Source organism: Halocatena pleomorpha (assembly GCF_003862495.1).
In the GTDB taxonomy this organism is placed as follows: domain Archaea; phylum Halobacteriota; class Halobacteria; order Halobacteriales; family Haloarculaceae; genus Halocatena; species Halocatena pleomorpha.
The window spans coordinates 1-18,452 of record NZ_RRCH01000012.1 but is presented as its reverse complement, the minus strand read 5'-3'; the positions used below and the strand labels follow the sequence as shown (position 1 = coordinate 18,452).

Sequence of the window (18,452 nt, the reverse complement as noted above, 5' to 3'; positions counted from 1 at the left end):
AATCTTCGTTCGGCATACTTTGCTTCGGTAAGGCCGAACAACTCTGTACGCGGGGCGTATTCGAAGATCGTACGAAGAGACGCGTCGATTACAAACGTACAGTTGTAACCATTCCTGCTGAGATCAATGATCTAACCCGATAACAACTGTTACCACTACATATTTATTGAATTATGTATTTTGTGTATTATGGTTTGTATTGCGGATTCGATATAGACGACAGGTAATCTATTTTACTAGTGCTATCCGTCACCAACACACTTAGGTATACCTAATCAAATTATTCTGATAGAATACCTGCCAGTATATATTATTATCTGCCAAGCATTAGAAGGCTATGCTCATAATAAAATTGACCAATAACTATCTCCAGACTCGACTTCTTCCACCGTATTAAGTATATATTGTCCAACTATTTACACAATCGAACATTTGTTTTCGTATCTCCATACACAATAAAATGCAATTAACTAACCAAGCGGATAAGAACGAACAGGGTTCCAGTAGAGATAAGTGTGGTTATAAAAACGTTCAATGACGCAAACTGTTCGTCACCACCGAGTTCGTTCGCGTACACGAACGTCGACACAGCGGTCGGTGTGCCGAACATGACCACACTCGCAGTAAACGTCGCAGGATTGACGGTGAGAAGGGAGAAAACTCCCCAAGCGAGTGCTGGCATACAGCCATTTTTGAGTGCAACGACCCAGCCGGTCGCACTCAGATCGACCGCTGAGAGGTCGACCTTGAGAGAAGAACCGACACAGAGCAACGCCAACGGTAATGCGAGTGTACCGATGGCGTCGAGTCCGGAAGCGACCACAGACGGAACTGCAAGCCCGGTGGAGCCGACAGCGAGGCCAACGAGCAGCGAGACTAACACCGGGTTTGTGATGAGTCGTTGCAGTTCGTTGAGAAACCGGGTGTCGGTACCACTCATCGTGGTAAGAATGAGAACCGTCAACGGCACTTGGATCAACGAGACAACGCCAAGAATCACGCTCGCAATCGCCGTCACTCGGGGCTCGAACGTCGCTGCTACGAGCGGTAATCCGAGATAACCGAGGTTGGAGTGATACGATTGGACGAGTGCAACGCTCCGGTACTGGGTTGCGGCGTTTCGGTGGATGAGCCACGCAAGCCCCACTGTCACGACCACCACGAGAACGAGTCCCTCCAGAAGAGCTGGTGAAAGGAGCGCAGAGATCGATCGCTGGTACGTCGAGATAAAGATGAGCGCCGGAAGGGCGACGTAATACGTGAGGGTGTTGAGTTGAGCGGCTCGGTTGTCATCGAGAACACCGGTCACTCGCAGTCCGGTTCCGACCATCAACAACCCAAGAAGAGCCATCAAACGCTCGAAAACAGGCATAGTCTTCAGTACCGAGGCGACGACTTTGAGTGTTCATATTCGGTAGAGACGAAGCACCCGAGGTAGCGTTCGCAGCCGTGCGCCGGGACTCACACCGCATCGGCCGGACGGAGTTCAACCACTGTTGCCTCGATATCCTCGACAAACGCTCCCGTTCCACCGACACTGTACGTCTTGTCGTCGGATTCGACGATCAGTGTATTCTCAACCGGGAACGAGCTCGTCTGCGGGTCGAGAAGCGATTGGCAGACATCGACGACGACGCCTTCGAGTTCTGTCTGTGCGCTTTCCTCAGAAACAGTGTGACCCGTGATCCGAGCGCGAACTGAACGGCCAGCAGACCGATGAAGTCTCGTCTGAAGCACCGCGTGTCGGAAGTTCCGGTACGTGGCTGGGAGATCGACGGGATCGGCAGTGTACACGGGGGTTGCCATGGGGAAATAGTTGCCCAGAAACGAGCCGACGATGACCGGACTAAGCTGTTGTTGTTCGAAGGCGATGGCCTGAGCAGGGCTGTTAGACTGTGTAAACATCTTATCAGGCACAACGAGACCCGTCTCCTGATCAACCGTTAGCATCGTCGGCATCGGTTGTTTCCACGCTCGGACGACAGACGCCACGCCATCGAATGCGAGATTGGCGTCCGGATCAACACCGGTGACGAGCAAGAGCACCAATACGTCGCGGTCGACTGCTGCACGGAGATCATCAGCAACCTCATCAAGCAGTCGGTACGGGATTGAGAGCGTAATTTCCCGCTCAGCGCGATCGATCCGGTCTGCAATACGCTTGAGAACAGTTACGCGGGATTTGATGACCTCAAATCGCTCAGACCTGGATGGCGATCGTGAAAGCCGCGATTCGAGCGCCGGTTGCATCGCTTCGAGATCGTCAGTCAGTCCAGTTATGACGTGCTCAGGGGAGTGTGGTCGGATCGTCGTCGGAACGACGTGGTCGTTTACTTCCACGAATCCTCGATCAGACAACCGCTCAGCGATGCTGTAAACGTATCGTTTAGAGACACCCGCCTCCTCAGCGATCGTGCTCGCCTTCCCCCCGCCGAGTTCCAGAATCGAGAGATACGTGTCCACTTCCTTGGCCGAAAACCCGAGTCCGCGCAACGATTCCTTAAGCGATGTGTCGTCCATGCACGTACTGTATGCGGATTGTACTTACATCACTCGGTGACACCCTCCATCCAATCACTGTCTCTACGGTTGTTCCGCAAAACGACCGCTCGGTGACGGCACACGCGGCAACAGTGAACTGGTTCCAAGCGCCCCGTTCGAACCGATATCCTGACTTGAACCAATAGAGCGTTCGAGTCGCGATGAGCAAGAACGGTTCAGCAGCGTCGGGTGGTTCTATGGTCGTGAGTGACAAATACAGATGCACAGTAATCGAGTAACAGTGAAGCACACGGTATAGAGGGCAAAAGAATAAAATCACGGTGCAATCATAACCGCGTATGACAACGCCCATAAATTACGCCGCATTGGAAGAGGGACGACACTGCAACTACTACACCTACGACCGAGCGCTCCAGTTCGAACTTCGACGCCGGTGTGAGAGCGAGGAACTCGACTGGGGCACACCCCGCTTGCGCGAGTTCGGTGAGACAATCGGGCACACCGTGGTCGACAACGCAGACATCGCTGACAACAATCCGCCGACCCTCCAAACCCACAACAAGCATGGCGAACGCACGAACGAGATCAAGTACCATCCAGCCCATCTCGAAAACGAACGGTTGGTGTACGAAGCCGGAATCATTGCCGATGTCTTTGAGGCACCACCGGGTCGAGAGACACCCGTTTCCGTTCCCTATCATTTCGGGCAGTTCTACCTGATGGAGTACGCGTCAAGTGTCGGACTTGGCTGTCCGGCAGCGATGACGGGAGGTGCGGCCCTAGTTCTGGACGCGTTCGATGACGGCACACTACAGGAGTTTTACGATGGACTGACAGCACGGAAGTACGAGGAGTTGATGACCGGGGCGATGTTTCTCACCGAAAAGCAAGGCGGAAGTGATGTTGGCGCAAACGAGGTGACCGCCGAGCAACAGAACGACGGCACGTACAAGCTGTACGGAGAAAAGTGGTTCTGCTCGAATCTCGATTCAGAGGCCGCACTCGTGTTGGCCCGCCGACCCGACGCTCCGGACGGGACCGACGGACTGTCGCTCTTTCTCGTCTCGACCCACGACCGAGACGGAGAGCCGACCGACTACCGATTCCGTCGTCTGAAAGACAAACTCGGCACCCAAACCGTACCGACCGGTGAAGTCGTGTTCGAGGGCAGCGAGGCGTACCTGATCGGAGAGCCGGAAAACGGGTTCAAACAGATGTCAGAGATGTTGAATGTCGAGCGGCTGTATAACGCCGTTTCCGCCTGCGGTGGAATGGGACGGTCGGTGTTGGAGTCAAAGGTCCACGCCGCCAACCGTGAGGCGTTCGGCAAGCGACTCGATGAACACCCCCTGTTGCGTCGGGACCTTCTCGAAATGGCAGTCGACCACGAGGCAGCACTGGCGTTCACCTTCGAAGCCGTCGAAGCGTTCCACCGTCGAGAGCGTACCGACGCGGAGACGGCCCGCCGGCTTGCGCGTATTCTCATCCCGATTGCGAAGTACCGCACGGCGAGACTGGCTGTCGACACCGCATCGTATGCCATGGAGATCAAAGGTGGTGATGGCTACGTCGAGGAATTTGTCCATCCCCGGTTGTTACGTAACGCTCAGGTTCTACCGATCTGGGAAGGACCGTCGAACGTAATGGCGCTCGACGTGCTCCGAGCGATGGCTCGCGAAGCAGCACACGAACCGTTGCTATCGCTGATTGACGAGCGACTCGACACGGTCGCCAACCCGGCACTCGATGCACTGGCCGCTGTCGTCCGCTCCGAACGCGAGAAACTCGAAACCGCAATCGCCAGCGTCGGGTCCACCAGCATCGAGTCTGCCCAACACCGGGCCAAGGAACTCACTGACTACGTCTTCGACGTGACGACCGCCGCGATCTTGCTCGAACAAGCGCAGTGGCAACTCACAGAAGACGACGACGCCCGCAAAGCACTCGTCGCCCGCCAGTTCATCGGGTCGTACCTCCGTACCGACCGCGAAATTGCAAGCGACAGTCGGCCATCCAACGCGGCGTTCGACGCCATCGTCCGGTACGAACGGTTCCACCCAGACCGGTTCGAGTGAGATCGGTTCAGGTTCGGAGTCCGAGAGCGAACAACACGCCTACAAGCAGCAAGACGACGACTACAGCCGACGGTGCGCCGTTGGTCCCAAAGCCGCTCTCGATCGTTGTAGAATCGAGTGGTGGGTGGTACCACCGAACACCGAGAACAGGGTAACGAAAACGATCACGGCAAAAGACCGACCTGTGTTTCAGTGCAGATACATACCGAATTGATGTTTGTGGTTCACGGTTTTCTGTTTCGAGTAAAAGGGGAACGCTTAGACCTGCATACAGCCGGAACCAACCAACCAATCACTCCACACGATCATGATAATAGGCACCATGCACCAAAGATAAATACTCACGGAGCGATTAGTCATCACGACCATGCAAGCCCGTCAAACACCTGCGTTCGAAACGCCGGATCACCGACGAATTTACGAGTACGTCGAACAGCAGGGAACAGCCACGCCTCGTGAGACGGCCGAAGCACTCGGAATGGATCCCGAGCAGTTCCATCACGAGCTGGCGGTGCTCAAGCGCGATGGGTATCTCGAAGAGCACGACGACACGCTGCGTGTTGCACTCGAAGCCGGTGCTGCGGAAGAGTACAGCAGTGATGGCGTCGGATACACGATTCGGCCCGCGCGTCAGGAGGACCTTTCTGGAATCGTCGGCGTGATGCGAACGATCACCAGTGAAAAGACGTATCTCGTGGCCGAGAGCGTCGCCCAACAGGTTGATTTCGAAGGCGTTCTCATCCGCCACAACGATGTGGAGACGCGGATGTTCTTTGTCGCTACCGTGGCAGACGACGTCGTCGGGTGGGCACACATCGAAGCGCCCGAACTCGAAAAGCTCAGCCACGCCGCGAAACTGACTGTTGGAGTCCTTGATGAGTACCGTCGACACGGAATCGGTGGACATCTCCTTCACCGGAGTCTGGAATGGGCGACAAGCCATGGGTACCAGCGGGTGTACAACTCGATCCCAGCAACGAACCAAGAAGCCGCTCGATTCCTTGAGGATCACGGCTTCGAGACCGAAGCCATCCGTAAGGAACAGTATATGATCGACGGGGAATTCACTGCCGAGCTGATGATGGCGCGGTCCCTCTAGCCATTCCATCACTCACTGTACTTGACGGATCGCTGTCGCTTGGAATACAAAAACGTGAGATATAATTGGGCGTGCTGGTTAAATCGAGCCGATATTCGTGTCTCGCTCTTTGCCCCCAAACCGTGCTTCCCGATCCCGAAAGCGAGGTCGGAATCGAAATCGAGATCGAAGCCGGAATCAGAATTCAAGCAACTGGCAGCAGTGGTTACTGTTCGGCGTCGGAGGAATCTTCCTGATCGGAACGATCGTCGTCATCATGGGATCAGGGATTCCGCTCGGTGGTGTCTTGAACAGCACCTCGACACCGAGCACTGAAACACCACAGACAACAGTGACACCCACCCCGACAGCAACACCGACACCGACACCGACAACGACGCCGACAGCGACACCGACAACGACGCCAACACCAACCGAACGCGTCGAATACCGTGTCAACGTCGGTGGGCAACGACTCGACGCGCCCGACGGTCCGGATTGGATCGCTGACAGCGCGAACTCTCCAGCGACGTATCTGAACCACGAGGCGTCGGAGACAACCGTCAGCAACACTACCGATCCGATCACCGTCGAAGACAACGTGTCCGAGTCAGTGCCCCAGAAGATGTTTAAAACGAACCGCTTCGAACAGGGAAGCGGGCTCTTCAACCCATCCGAGGAGATGACCTGGACGTTCCCTGTCGATCCCGACCGCGAGTATGAAGTCCGTATCTACGTCATGGAAGAGTACCTCACCGACGGAGAACCACAACAGTCAGACGAAGCGGCCTACACCGAAGCCGGCCCGCGGTCGTTCGACGTGAGCATCGAGAACGAAACTGTCCTCAGAGGATACAACCCGTTCCTCGAACACGGTCACGACGTGGGCGGCGTCAACGCTTTCCAGACGACCTCAGAAGATGGTACGCTGACGATCCAGTTCCACCGGGGAGAGGAAAATCCCATCGTCTCGGGCATCGAGATTGTGGATAAAGGACCGCGCGATTCGGGGGTGACTGATACCACCACGACGAACCGTTGATACCGTACAAACTGTTGGCACTGTACGAACAGCCATCGAAGCACGAACAGTAAGAAAGGCGAACTACGGAACCGGATCAGTTACGGTATCGATTCGATTTCGGCGCGACGGAGCCGAACAGCCACACAGTGCTGCCGCCTGCAAGAAAAAGAACACCGAGTGCGGCGACCGCAGTGGTCGCCGTGGTTGCATCAGCCACCACTCCGGTTCCGAGCGACAGTGGAGTTCGCAGTGCCATGTATCCCATCGACACTACCGAGAGCGTCGTCGCCCGCCCGACTGTCTGAGTGTGATCATTGATGTAGCCGTTGGCAATGGGTTTGAGGATCGGCATCGAGGTTCGCATCGCTGCGAACGTCGGCAACGCTACCACGCCGACCCAGAGAGGGACCACGAGCATGGCGGCTGTGATCATTGACACGCCCACCACAGCCCGACGAACCCCGAATCGATTTTCGATCCGTCCTGCATAGTAACCACCCAGAGCGGCCACCGCGGTAAGAGCGGCAGACAACACCCCGACACCGAACGCCAGCGTCGGTCCCGCCTGTCCAGTACGCGCAGCCGTCGGACCCTGCGGGAGATCAACACCGAACGCCGTAACAGCAGGGGCCACAGTCTCGATCACCATCGGTTGGATGTAGCCTTGCGCCACACCGACAACGGCGTAAAACAACCCGATGTACACGACCAGCGACCACAACGAGGGGCGGACTAGGTGATCACGAATGACGCTGAACGCCGCCAATGGACCAGGCCGATCCGCGGTCCCACCCTCAGCGTACTGGCTGTTTTTTGGGAGAGAAAGCAGCGCAACGAAGCCGACGCTGTTGAACACGGCAGCAGCGATAAACGGATACGTCGGCTCGATTCCGTATAGTAGGCCACCGCCGACCATCGATATCGCTGCGGTCCAATTCTGTATCGCATCTCCTCGTCCGCGAACACGACTGAACTGATCGGCGTCAGATCGCTCACCGAGAATGTCGTACAACCACGCGTCGATACTTCCTGAGCGGAACGTCAACGCGAGCGCCCACAGCGCGTACAAGCAGGCGTATGGCACGAATCCGTTCGTGATCACGAATCCAGCAACTGAACTGACGGTGAACGCTACACTGAGTAGCAAACTCGCCCGCCGACCCAACCGATCACTCACATACCCTGTCGGCACCTCGCTGACGACCGCCAACACCGAGTACAACGACGATAGCACCGCAAACTGTGTGTACGTCAACGACCGCAACAGGAACAACGTGAAAATCGGCGTGATGAATCCGACCGACATCGTGGCTCGGTACAGATAGTACCGAATCAAAAGTGACTGATCAGAAAAGAAATGTGACATACATATCGAACGTATCTCAACGACTAAAATGCTCGCTGAACTCAGATTTTGTTTGATAGAAATGAAAGATAGACAGATATCATAACGAATGTTAGTTATGTTTATTGATCGTTGTGTGTCCTTTCGAGTAGATAATATCCGTTACTTATCGACTATAAGTCGTATTCTTGTACTGGATCGGGTGACGCCCTCATAATTAGACAGCAATAATATATGAAAACATATTTACCTATACTCGTGCTATCAAAGATCGATTATTATATGAATCCTCAGCTCTGTAGTGATACGATCTCTTCGAGTTCCGATCGGAGATATTCGATCGGATTTAGTTCGGAACGCGGTGTTTCAGATCAACTGCCTCCACGAGGTCGTCGTTTCGGTCCATGTTCGTCTCCAGTTCGACGTGGAGCGAGTCCAACATCGTATCAAGAAGCTGTTGACGCTCCTCCGAAGTGGGGAAGGAGACATCAGTGGCATACACTGGCGTGCCGATCTCAAGTGACCAGCGCTGATTGGGGTAAGCGGTGCGCATGTGGTAGGGTTGGTCGTGGAACGCCAACCGGGTCGCATACACCGAAAGTCCCTCATGGTCCCCGTGAACAACTTCAATAACGTCGCGTTGGGGGTGACCGAGCGAGGAATTTGGGCGCTGGACATTATTGTAGTGGCCGTCGGCCAGGTTCGAACCCATTCCCGACGGTCCGAGCCACCAGAGAACCGCCCCGTCTAGGTGGTAGGGGACTGAGCTGACGTTCTCGAACTCCAAATACTGGTACCAGTAGCCGTCGTTGAGGACGTGCATTCTGATCTCGGCTGTCATCGGTGCGGTGGCGGTGAAGCCATCGCCACCGAGCGACTCACCGCTCACAGGGTGGATCTTTTCGCTCGCCGCGTCGAGAACTGGGTTCGCGTCGTTGTGCAGGACATCGTCCGGAAGCGGTGCGGCGCTCCCCCATTCCTCGTTTTGGGGTTGATCATGGACACGATCGCGCTCAGCAACTTCCTCGGGGATGTACGTTCGAGCATCTGTCGGCCACTGGCTTTGTGTGAACTGAGATGGACTGTTGCTCGCAACGGTCGGTCCAGCAGTCTCCGCCCAAACGCTCTGGGGCTGATTGTGCAGTGACAACGACTCCGTTTCGTCGGGCAAGAGAGCCAACCGAGGAAGGAGCTTGGCAGTCGCGTGCGCCGGAAAATCCGCCGCCGCAAGGGTCTGAACGATCGGGAGGGCTTGCGTTCCGAGATCACCGAGAGTCAACGTTCCGTCCCCGACTGAATTCTGAACTGCCTCAGCGTCGTAACCGAACTGCGTGGCCTTCGCAGAATCCGACGAATACTGCGTAGGAAGGTAATCAAGGAAGTCCCGTGGAACGTAGTACGGATCGTTGTACTGAGGACACAACTCCTCAATCGTCGTGTCAGCCGTTATCGTCGAAGGAAGCTGATCGTCTGCCGTCGCCTCGAATGTTGGTGCGGACTGTCCGGTCACCACACTCGCAAGGCCGAATGTTCCGAAGGCGATGCTACTTTTCAGTATGGTCCGTCGTCTGACCATATTATATATTATATTTCTAAAACTTAAATTTAACTATTAAAAATAGTATCTAGATTAATAATTTATTGTTTTATACTTATATAGTCAATCACGATTCGACAGGGGCGTGGGGGAACACCGTCGAAGGGTTCAGGGCGGTCCGGTTTAGGAGACGGTAACAGTAATCTCGTGGGTGGTGGTGTCGCTCTCGTTGTCGGTGGCAGTCAACGCAACGGTGTAGGTGCCAGCCGCGTCGTACGCGTGTTCGTTCCACCATCCCGTGGCAGTAGTACCGTCACCGAACGACCAATCCAACGCGGTGATCCACTGCCCGCTGCCCGACGTGTCCTCAACTTGGAACGTGATCCGTTCGCCCACCGCCGCCGTCGTCGTGCTTGGAGCGATCTCCGCCAGTAACTCCGCCGAGCCACCGTTCTCGGCGGTCGTCGCTGTGACGGTGGCCGCCGCCGATTCGTTGCCTGCGCCGTCGACCGCACGCACACCGATCTCGTAGCTCGTTCCAGCCGACAGCCCCGACACTGTCGTGCTCGTCGTACCCGCCAAAACAGTGTGATCACGGCTGCCGTCCACGGTGATGACGTACTGGCTCAGTCCTGAGCCACCAGCGTCTGAAGCGCTCTCCCAGCCGAGCGACACCGAGGAGTTCGTCATCCCAGTGACCGACAAGTTCGAGGGAGCCGTCGGGGCCGTCGTGTCATCACTCCCCGTTCCTCCGAGCCACGTCTTGATGTAGCCACCCATCTGTTCAGGGTCGTCCTTCAGCGTCCATGGCTCGTTGGCACCCGCATCAGGGGAGTCGAAGAACGTCGGTGCCCACGAATCATCGAAACACCACGAGATCCAACCCATGTTCCCGTAGCCTTCGACCCAGTTACGGAACGGTTCGCCCCAACCGGAGGTAGTGCCTTGGTCGACGCTGCCGCCTGCTGGATCCCAGCCGAATTCCGTGATAACGACGGGGACATCATTCGCTGGCTGGCCGTAGTACTGGTCGAACTCCGACGGCGCGCGTTCGATGGATAAATGTGGCCAGCATAGATCAGGTTCTCCCCATCGAAGGGGTACTCTGGAGCCATGTGAGTGACGGATGTCCACCGCGGTGAGCCGATGATGATCGGTGTCTCCGCCGCGTGTGAACGGATCAGATCAACCCACGGCTGGGCTGCCTCGCGCCACGTCTGCCACGCACCGGGATCGTCGCCGTACAGTGCCGGCTGCGTCGGCTCGTTGAACAGTTCGAAAATGACGTGTTCGTCAGCAGCGAACTCGGAGGCGACTCGGTCCCAAAACGACTCCATCACGTCGTTGATCGGATCAAGATTCTCATCGTTTTCGTTGTTATACTCGTCGGTCGCTGCCTGTGTGTACGGCCGAATGAGATGGTAGTCGACCAGCGCGTAGACCCCCCGTGTTGCGAGGAGATCGACCGCCGGGCGCATGATCTCAGTCACGTAGGTCTCCAAACCGAAATGGTCGACTGAGTCTTTCGTGAACGGAAGACGGACGACGTTCGGATACCACCCCCGACTCTCGTCGGTCGCCCATTCGAGCACCTCCTCGAACGTCTTGGCGTGGAACCGCCGGTAAAATCCCGGATCTGCGGGAGCCATCCCTTGGAGGCGTACGTCGTTGCCGTCGGCGTCTCGAATCCACCGGCCCTCAGTATGGAGCCGGCCGGAAGCCGCAGCCCCCGTTCCGACTCCGTTTCCGATGGCGAGTCCCGCGATACTAGCACCAGTAGCTTGCAGGAACGTGCGCCGAGAAAACGGCGTCATTTCGGTACGATACCCGTCATTGTCGCTCAATTCGCCGTCGTCAGCTGATTGTCTCGTATCCATCATTGTTGTCTTTTTTCGGTAGTCGTATTCTCTGCGTCTATTCTCGATCATGAGACAGTGATGGTGACTTCGTGCGTGGTCGTATCGTCTTCGTTGTCGGTCGCGGTCAACGCAACGGTGTAGGTGCCAGCCGCGTCGTACGCGTGTTCGTTCCACCATCCCGTGGCGGTGGTGCCGTCACCGAACGCCCAATCCAACGCGGTGATCCACTGCCCGCTGCCCGACGTGTCCTCAACTTGGAACGTGATCCGTTCGTCCACCGCCGCCGTCGTCGTGCTTGAAGCGATCTCCGCCAGTAGCTCCGCCGAGTCACCGTTCTCGGCGGTCGTCGCTGTGACGGTGGCCGCCGTCGATTCGTTGCCTGCGCCGTCGACCGCACGCACACCGATCTCGTAGCTCGTTCCTGCGGACAGTCCGGATACTGTCGTGCGCGTCGTGCCAGCCGAGACGGTGTGATCACGGCTGCCGTCCACGGTGATGACGTACTGGCTCAGCCCCGAACCACCAGTATCGGTAGCGCCATCCCAGCCGAGCGACACCGAGGAGTTCGTCGTCCCCGTGACAGACAGGTTTGACGGCGAACTCGGTGCTGTCGTGTCATCACCGCTGCCACCGCTTCCGAGCTTGTCGTACACGACGTTGAAATACGACGACGCCGAGTAGGAAGTGGCACCACAGTCATTGCCCCAATACGGAGAGGACATGTTCATCGGGTCGTCCGATCCGTCGCCATTCCATGCCCAGCCGATGACCGGCCAGCCCAGCGATTTGGCGTGATCGACGATCGCTGACCAGTCGGCCCCGCTGGGGTTTGCCGCCCAGTTCCCGAATTCACCGATCATACAGGGATAGCCAGTTTCGTCCACGATATCCAGGTGTGCGGGCTGGAGCGCCTCGTTTGCCTCCTGGTTCCACCCGCTCGGATAGACGTGCACCGAAAGAATGAGATCGTCGTCGTCGATCTGTGAGACGGCGTCAGCGAGCCGGTGGGTTTCCTGTCCCCAGCCGGGTGCGTCACAGACGATCGGACCGGTGTAGTCAGTGCCATCGCGCACCGTACTGATCGCGTCGTTGTACGCCGATGCGTACTGACCAGCGGTGACGGTGTGGTCACCCCACTCGTTCATCATGTTGATAGTGATCGACGAGTCTTGTGTGAGGTAGTCGTACTGTTCCACCCACCAATCGGCTGCAGACTGTAGCGCCTGTGAGTCAGCCGACCCGTTGTCCGGATAGTGGTGGTAGCTCGCGATCACGTCGTATCCGTGACTGGCAGCCTCGTCGATCCAGCGTTTCGCATCATCTCGCGTCGTTGCGATCTCGTTAAACGAGAACGGCTCGATCTCGATCCGCACCGTCTGGATGTCCGGATACTGGTTCATTAGACCCCAGCCTAAGTTCTGATCACCATCACAGAAGTAGGAGGGTTGGAGATTCACACCATCACCGAAGCTGGCCGGTGCGCCGCTCGTCGACCCAACGCCGAACAATCCGAACGCCACGCCAGTGCCCAGCGCTTGCAGGACGCTTCGGCGTCGGAGCGTCGGTGAGACGGTATTGCGTCGAGGGGTCGTCCCGTCGGATCGGTGATCGGTGTTCGATTCCAGTTCGGGTGTATCGTTCCGTGCCATTGGTTTCGGAGTGAAGGGTTGTTGTCGCGCTATTCGAATCCAGTAGCTCCGGTTGCAGGGAGATCAGAACCACGCCGCTGTGCGAGAACGTCCTGCCAGAAGGTGCCGTAGCTGTTGACCGACCAGTCGTGATCGAGCATTGCGGGCGACCACTTGCTGTCGAAACACCAGACCTGCCAGTGAACGTCGTAGTTCTCGAAGAACGCTTTGAACTCCTCGCCTTCCACTTCGGCGGTCCCCTTCAGCCACTCCGCGCCGTAGGGGCCCCATCCGAATTCGGTCATGAAGACCGGGACGTGTTGTGAGGGTTCACCGAAGTACGTCGAGAGCGGTCGGAGAGACGGATGGGCGTACACGTGGCCCGTGTACGCGAGGTTGTCGCCGTCGAATTCGTTTCTGGGTGCCTGATAGGTCCACTGAGACCAGCGTGGCGAGCCGATCAGGATCACGTTCTGCGGTGCGTTCGCACGGATCGTGTCGACCCACGGCTGGGCCGCGTCCTTCCACGTATTCCACGTTTCGATCGCTTCGTCGTCGGTCGGATCGACATCGACGTTCGGGTCGTAGTGCCCTTGGAACGGATGGATCGGTTCGTTGTACACCTCGAATAAGACGTGTGAGTCCGCAGCGAACTCCGGAGCAACCGTCTCCCAGAACATCGTGAGTTCGTCGTGGATTCCCTGACTAGTGTACGCGTGTGAATCGTCTTGACCACGGTGGCGGTGATAATCGACGATGCAGTATACCCCTTGTTCGGCACAGACATCGACCGCTGGACGGAGATGCTCGCTGACGTAGCGCTCCAGTTGGCGCTTCGTAAAGCCAGGCACCGGCGGGATCCCGCCAGGACTGTGGTCACCGATGTCGACGGGCTGCACCGGGAGCCGGACGACGCGGGCGTACCAGTCATCACTGTCGTTCGTCACCCGCTGGATCGTTTCATCTGCATCCGGACGGAACGCTTTGGTGTCCATCCGCTTTGGATCAGGAACGTTGACCCCACGAAGGATCACTGTGTTGCCGCTGGGATCCTTGATCAGATTGCCGTCTCGATGGAGCCACGGCGTCGGAATCCCTGCAGCCGCGCTGCCGACGACGCCGGGCGCGGTGAACGCCACAGCACCAGCAGCCGCCGCACCTAAAACGTCACGCCGGGAAACAACGTTACCCTGAATTGTCGTATCGCTGCCGTGCACTCGTTCGTTTTGTGTCATTTATAGTAATTATCGTTGGAGTTGCAGTTACACTAGGGCGATTTCCTCGATCTGGAGTGTGGAACTGCCACCGCCCCAGAAGTTGAGTCGGAGCGACAGCGAGGACGAGGAGCGATCGACGCCCGCGGCTTGAAGATCGATCGCCACGTCGCTCATATTCGTGGCGATGGAATCGCTCGTCACGTCGGCCAACGGAGCACTCACGCCACCCATCTCGACGGTGATGTCGCTCTCTTCGCCACCGCTGGCACCGCTCACGCGCAAGACCAGCGTCGAGTAGTCGGTGACCGACTGGTTGAGCTGCTCTTGGTACCACCCGCCGTTGTCGTATTCCAGGACGAGCGCCCCGTTGCTGACGGTGCCGCTCCCGTTGGCGAACGACCCAGCGCCGCACCACTGACCCAGGTCGTTCGTGTTGCTCGACCACGACGGATCGCCGTCGTAATCGTTGATCACCAATCCGTCGCCCGGTGTATCAGTCGGCGTGTCCGTCGGCGTATCGGTCGGCGGGGAGCCACCGTCACCGGTCCCACTGGTGTACGTTGAGCCATTGATTGTGACGTTGAACGTGTTGTACGTGGTTTCTCCGACAGCACCTGCCCAGTACTCGTTCCCGAGTTCGATGCCAGAAAGCCACAGATCGCCTCTAACGCCCTCGTTGCTACTGAGATATTCAACGATCTCCGCCATATCGATCTTCCCGCCGTCGTGACCACCCTGAATCCGGAAGATGTAGAAATAGGCGTCCGTACCGCCGGAGTCGTAGGTGGTCCAAAGGTCGATCGTGTTGCCGAATCGATCGGTCCACGCGCTGGGATCTTGTACCGCACCGTGGTCGTGGCCGCCACCCCAGTCGAGAAGCAACATGACTTCGTACTGGTGAGTCTCGGGCTGTTGGGTGGGGGGTTGCTCCATTAGCCACCACTCCTCGGCCCAGTCCCACTCACCGCCGGAGATATCGAGGTCGGCATCCACCTCCATCACGAACTCATCAACGTCGTGGCGCTGAATGGGGAACTCGACAACGCCTGTGCTGGCACCCCACGGACGCGTCCCGATGAACACCTCGGGGTAGTTGATTCCGCCACCCGTGTTCGAGGCGTCAAAATCGTATCCATAGCTCCCGTCGTCATTGTACCAGATACACTGGTGAGCGTTCTGATTCCCCCATCGGTTGTCCATCAGTGTAAAGCCGTCGGCAACGTCAATCGTGCCGTAATCCGAGTTGCATATCTCCTCAACCTTCGCAGCCGTCGCGGTGTTTCCAAGCCCGAGTGCGAGACCACCAGCGCCAATAGCGGCACCGGCTCTCAGGAACTCTCGTCGAGAACTGTCCTCGAACACGCCCGATAGGCGGTGCCACGAGGACCGAGTGCCGTCGGTCGATCGGTCGTCCGTCGTGTCAGTATTGTGATTGTCTTGTGTCATGTTTTTCGTGTTCACAGAACCCACCGTTTCACCGTCCGTCGATCGGACAGGTCGATCAGTGGGTTGGAATGGTCGTGTGTTAGTCGAGCTTGACCTCCTCGATATCGAGTGTCGAGTTGCCGTCTTGCCAGATGTCCTGTTGATCGCGTACGTGCAGTAGCGTAGCGTAGGAGGTCACTCTGCCTCAGTCGCTACTTCCGTCGTGTTCGAGCCACAGTTCCTCAATCTCGATAGCGCTGTTGCCCCCGTTGTAGAACTTGAGGTTGAGCTGTCCCGGTGAGGCGAGGTCCACACCAGCGGCCGCGAGATCCACCGACACGATCGTTGGCGTCGTTTCGATCGTGTCGTCGGTCAGCTGGTTCAACATTCCCAGAACACCGCCGAAATCGAGCTGGATGTCCCGGTGTTCCCCACCGTTGTCACCGACGACTTTCATCCGAAGGATCGGATACTCGGTGATATCTTGGGAGAGTTGCGTGCCGTACCAGCCGCTCCCGTCGTAGTCGACTCGCAGTGTGCCGTCGGTGACGCCGATGCTCTCGAAGCCGCCCGCTCCGGTCCAGTTGCCGAGATCATTCGAGTCAGGCCACGCTGGCGAGCCGTCATAATCGTTGATCAGCAGGTCGTCCGGACCGGCGGCGGCCAACTCGGTCGTCACCGACAGTGTCGCTCGTGCGGACTCGTTACCAGCTCGGTCGACCGCACTCACACCGATCTCGTAAGTGGTGTCGGAATCCAGCCCGGTCAGGGTGGTCTCGGTCGTCCCGGCCGCGATTTCGGTTTCTTTGCTACCGTCAACATAAACGTTGTAATGGGACAGACCAGCCGTCTCGGCGTCGCCCGCGTCAGTCGACGCGTCCCAAGAGAGCGTGACCGACCGATAGGTGGTCGATGGTGAGGAGACGCTCCCCGGCACCGACGGGGCCGTCGAGTCCTCGAAGATGTCGGTCGTCGCTTGCGCCGTCACTGTCGATGACTCGTTACGAGCGCGGTCGACCGCACTCACACCGATCGTGTACGTCGTGTCTGAGACGAGACCCGAGATCGTCGCGCTCGTCGTGCCCGCCGGAACGTCCGTGTGTTTTTCGCCGTCGAAATACACGTTGTAGTGACTCAAGCCGGCGTCGCCGGCGTCGGTCACGGCCGACCACGATACGTCGACGGTGGTTTCAGTCACACCCCCAACAGTGAGTCCCGACGGCGTCGGCGGTGTCTGCTGGTCGTAGGGAACGGTCGGCGGACTGTCGTTTCGGAGATCATACAGGATGTTCTTAACGTTGTCACCCATGTATCCGTCTCCGGTGAGTAGCGACCACTCACACGGGAGGTTCGAGCACTCCGTCGGAACCGTCTCCTCATAGGGGTTTCCGATGTTGTCCTCCCAGCTGCTGTCAGTGAACGGCGTATCGAACGTCGCAGGCAACCACACTGGATCACCACACCATGCCGTCCAGTGGATGCCGTCGCTTTGTTCCAGCCAATCGAGAAACGCCGTGCCGAAGGTGTCCGTGCCGCCGATCCACTGCCCGCCACCCTCTTGCCAGCCGAACTCAGTGACAAACAGCGGATACTCCTCGTACACGCTGGCGACGCCCTCCCCGTTCACCGTGGCGTCATCCCAACAGTGGCAACTTGGCTGGCTCACCTGATGACCTGGATAGACGTGATAGGTGTACGCCAGATTGCTACCATCGAACGGTTCGACGAGCGCCCCTTCCGGACTCTGGGCCCAGCTTGGCGAGCCGATCAGGACGAGGGTGTCCGGCGCGTGCGATCGGATCAGATCAACCCACGGCTGGGCGGTCGATTTCCAGTTGCGCCACACGTCGGCCCAGTTCGAACTTTGTGTAGGATCGCCCCACATACCGGGTTCTTGTGGCTCGTTGTACAACTCGTACATGACGTGGGGCTGGTCAGCGTACCTTGGGGCAACCGTCTCCCAGAACAGTTCGATCTCGTCGTGAAGCGACGTATCGGTCCACTGAACATCACGGTGACGGTGATAGTCGATGATGGCGTACACGCCCCGCGATAAACAGTGCTCGATCAGTGGATCGAGGTGATTCGTGAGATAACTCTCTAACTGACTCTGGGTGAACGCCACTGGCGGCGGTCCCTGACCGGGGGAATGCTCACCGATATCGACAGGCTGGACCGGAATCCGGATCGCACGGGAGTGCCAATCCCGGCTCGTATCGGTCAGCATTGTGACAACCTGCTCGGCCGTCTTCCCGCGTGCCTCGGCCGTCACGTTGATTCGCTTTGGGTCAGCGATGTTGATACCGCGAATTTTGACCGTCGCGCCGTCCGGATCCTTGATCAGATTGCCGTCGACGTGCAGCGGCGGCGTCGGGATCACCTCGGCTCCCGCTGTGCCGACGGCACTGGTTCCGATGCCGGCAGCGAGCGCACCGGCTGCTACCGTGGATCTCAGGACATCGCGTCGGGACAGCGTGTCGACGACTCGGTCATGATTCGATCCCGTCTCAGTTGTTCGTCTATCGTGGGTCATGGGTTCGTTGTTGGGTTGGTTGCGATCACGCAGTGGCTAGACCGGCCGCTCTACTGGAGACGGACCTCCTCGATCTGGAGTGTGGAACTGCCACCGCCCCAGAAGTTGAGCCGGAGCGACAGCGAGGACGAGGAGCGATCGACGCCCGCGGCTTGAAGGTCGACCGCTACGTCGCCCACGCTTGCGGCGATGGAATCGCTCGTCACGTCGGCCAACGGGGCACTCACGC

At 57.8% G+C, this 18,452-nt stretch carries 13 protein-coding genes; 3 read left to right on the top strand and 10 right to left on the bottom strand.

From position 1 onward, the window contains the following. Positions 1–466 precede the first annotated feature (466 nt). Together EIK79_RS06010 and EIK79_RS06005 are read right to left on the bottom strand one after the other, a co-directional pair. Entirely contained in the window at positions 467–1,372 is a 906-nt protein-coding gene (locus tag EIK79_RS06010) for an AEC family transporter (RefSeq protein WP_124954226.1), read from the bottom strand. Positions 1,373–1,461: 89 nt separating this feature from the next. Continuing rightward, complete coding sequence (locus tag EIK79_RS06005; RefSeq protein WP_124954225.1) at positions 1,462–2,520, bottom strand: TrmB family transcriptional regulator; 1,059 nt, start codon at positions 2,518–2,520, stop codon at positions 1,462–1,464. Positions 2,521–2,840: 320 nt separating this feature from the next. On the opposite strand from EIK79_RS06005, the gene EIK79_RS06000 reads away from it, so the two are divergent. From EIK79_RS06000 to EIK79_RS05985, 3 genes are all read left to right on the top strand, one after another. Beyond that, positions 2,841–4,577, top strand: coding sequence for an acyl-CoA dehydrogenase family protein (locus EIK79_RS06000; RefSeq protein ID WP_124954224.1), 1,737 nt, complete (start codon positions 2,841–2,843; stop codon positions 4,575–4,577). Between the two features lie 367 nt (positions 4,578–4,944). Further along, entirely contained in the window at positions 4,945–5,676 is a 732-nt protein-coding gene (locus EIK79_RS05995) for a GNAT family N-acetyltransferase (RefSeq protein ID WP_124954223.1), read from the top strand. A gap of 256 nt (positions 5,677–5,932) precedes the next feature. Beyond that, complete coding sequence (locus EIK79_RS05985) at positions 5,933–6,697, top strand: malectin domain-containing carbohydrate-binding protein (RefSeq protein ID WP_185715529.1); 765 nt, start codon at positions 5,933–5,935, stop codon at positions 6,695–6,697. A 76-nt stretch (positions 6,698–6,773) separates the two neighbouring features. On the opposite strand, the gene EIK79_RS05980 is transcribed toward EIK79_RS05985, so the two are convergent. The 8 genes from EIK79_RS05980 to EIK79_RS05950 all read right to left on the bottom strand — a co-directional run bounded on the left by EIK79_RS05980 (position 6,774) and on the right by EIK79_RS05950 (position 18,223). Next, on the bottom strand, positions 6,774–8,045 hold the full coding sequence (locus EIK79_RS05980; protein ID WP_124954220.1) for an MFS transporter: 1,272 nt from the start codon (positions 8,043–8,045) through the stop codon (positions 6,774–6,776). Positions 8,046–8,370: 325 nt separating this feature from the next. Then, positions 8,371–9,600, bottom strand: a complete 1,230-nt coding sequence (locus tag EIK79_RS05975) for a hypothetical protein (protein ID WP_124954219.1) — start codon at positions 9,598–9,600, stop codon at positions 8,371–8,373. Between the two features lie 144 nt (positions 9,601–9,744). Then, positions 9,745–10,449: a PKD domain-containing protein gene (locus EIK79_RS18710; protein WP_233737970.1), complete on the bottom strand. Its 705-nt coding sequence runs from the start codon at positions 10,447–10,449 to the stop codon at positions 9,745–9,747. After that, positions 10,359–11,438, bottom strand: a complete 1,080-nt coding sequence (locus EIK79_RS05970) for a glycoside hydrolase family 5 protein (protein WP_221621697.1) — start codon at positions 11,436–11,438, stop codon at positions 10,359–10,361. Before EIK79_RS05970 ends, EIK79_RS18710 begins: the two co-directional genes overlap by 91 nt. A gap of 47 nt (positions 11,439–11,485) precedes the next feature. Then, positions 11,486–13,069 (bottom strand): fibronectin type III domain-containing protein, encoded by a 1,584-nt coding sequence (locus tag EIK79_RS05965; protein ID WP_124954218.1) that lies wholly within the window; start codon positions 13,067–13,069, stop codon positions 11,486–11,488. A gap of 29 nt (positions 13,070–13,098) precedes the next feature. Beyond that, the gene (locus EIK79_RS05960; RefSeq protein WP_124954217.1) at positions 13,099–14,283 is read right to left on the bottom strand and encodes a glycoside hydrolase family 5 protein; all 1,185 of its coding nucleotides are present in this window, start codon (positions 14,281–14,283) and stop codon (positions 13,099–13,101) included. Between the two features lie 27 nt (positions 14,284–14,310). Then, entirely contained in the window at positions 14,311–15,711 is a 1,401-nt protein-coding gene (locus EIK79_RS19220) for a hypothetical protein (RefSeq protein ID WP_124954216.1), read from the bottom strand. 184 nt (positions 15,712–15,895) lie between these two features. Continuing rightward, complete coding sequence (locus EIK79_RS05950) at positions 15,896–18,223, bottom strand: cellulase family glycosylhydrolase (RefSeq protein WP_124954215.1); 2,328 nt, start codon at positions 18,221–18,223, stop codon at positions 15,896–15,898. Between the last annotated feature and the right edge of the window lie 229 nt (positions 18,224–18,452).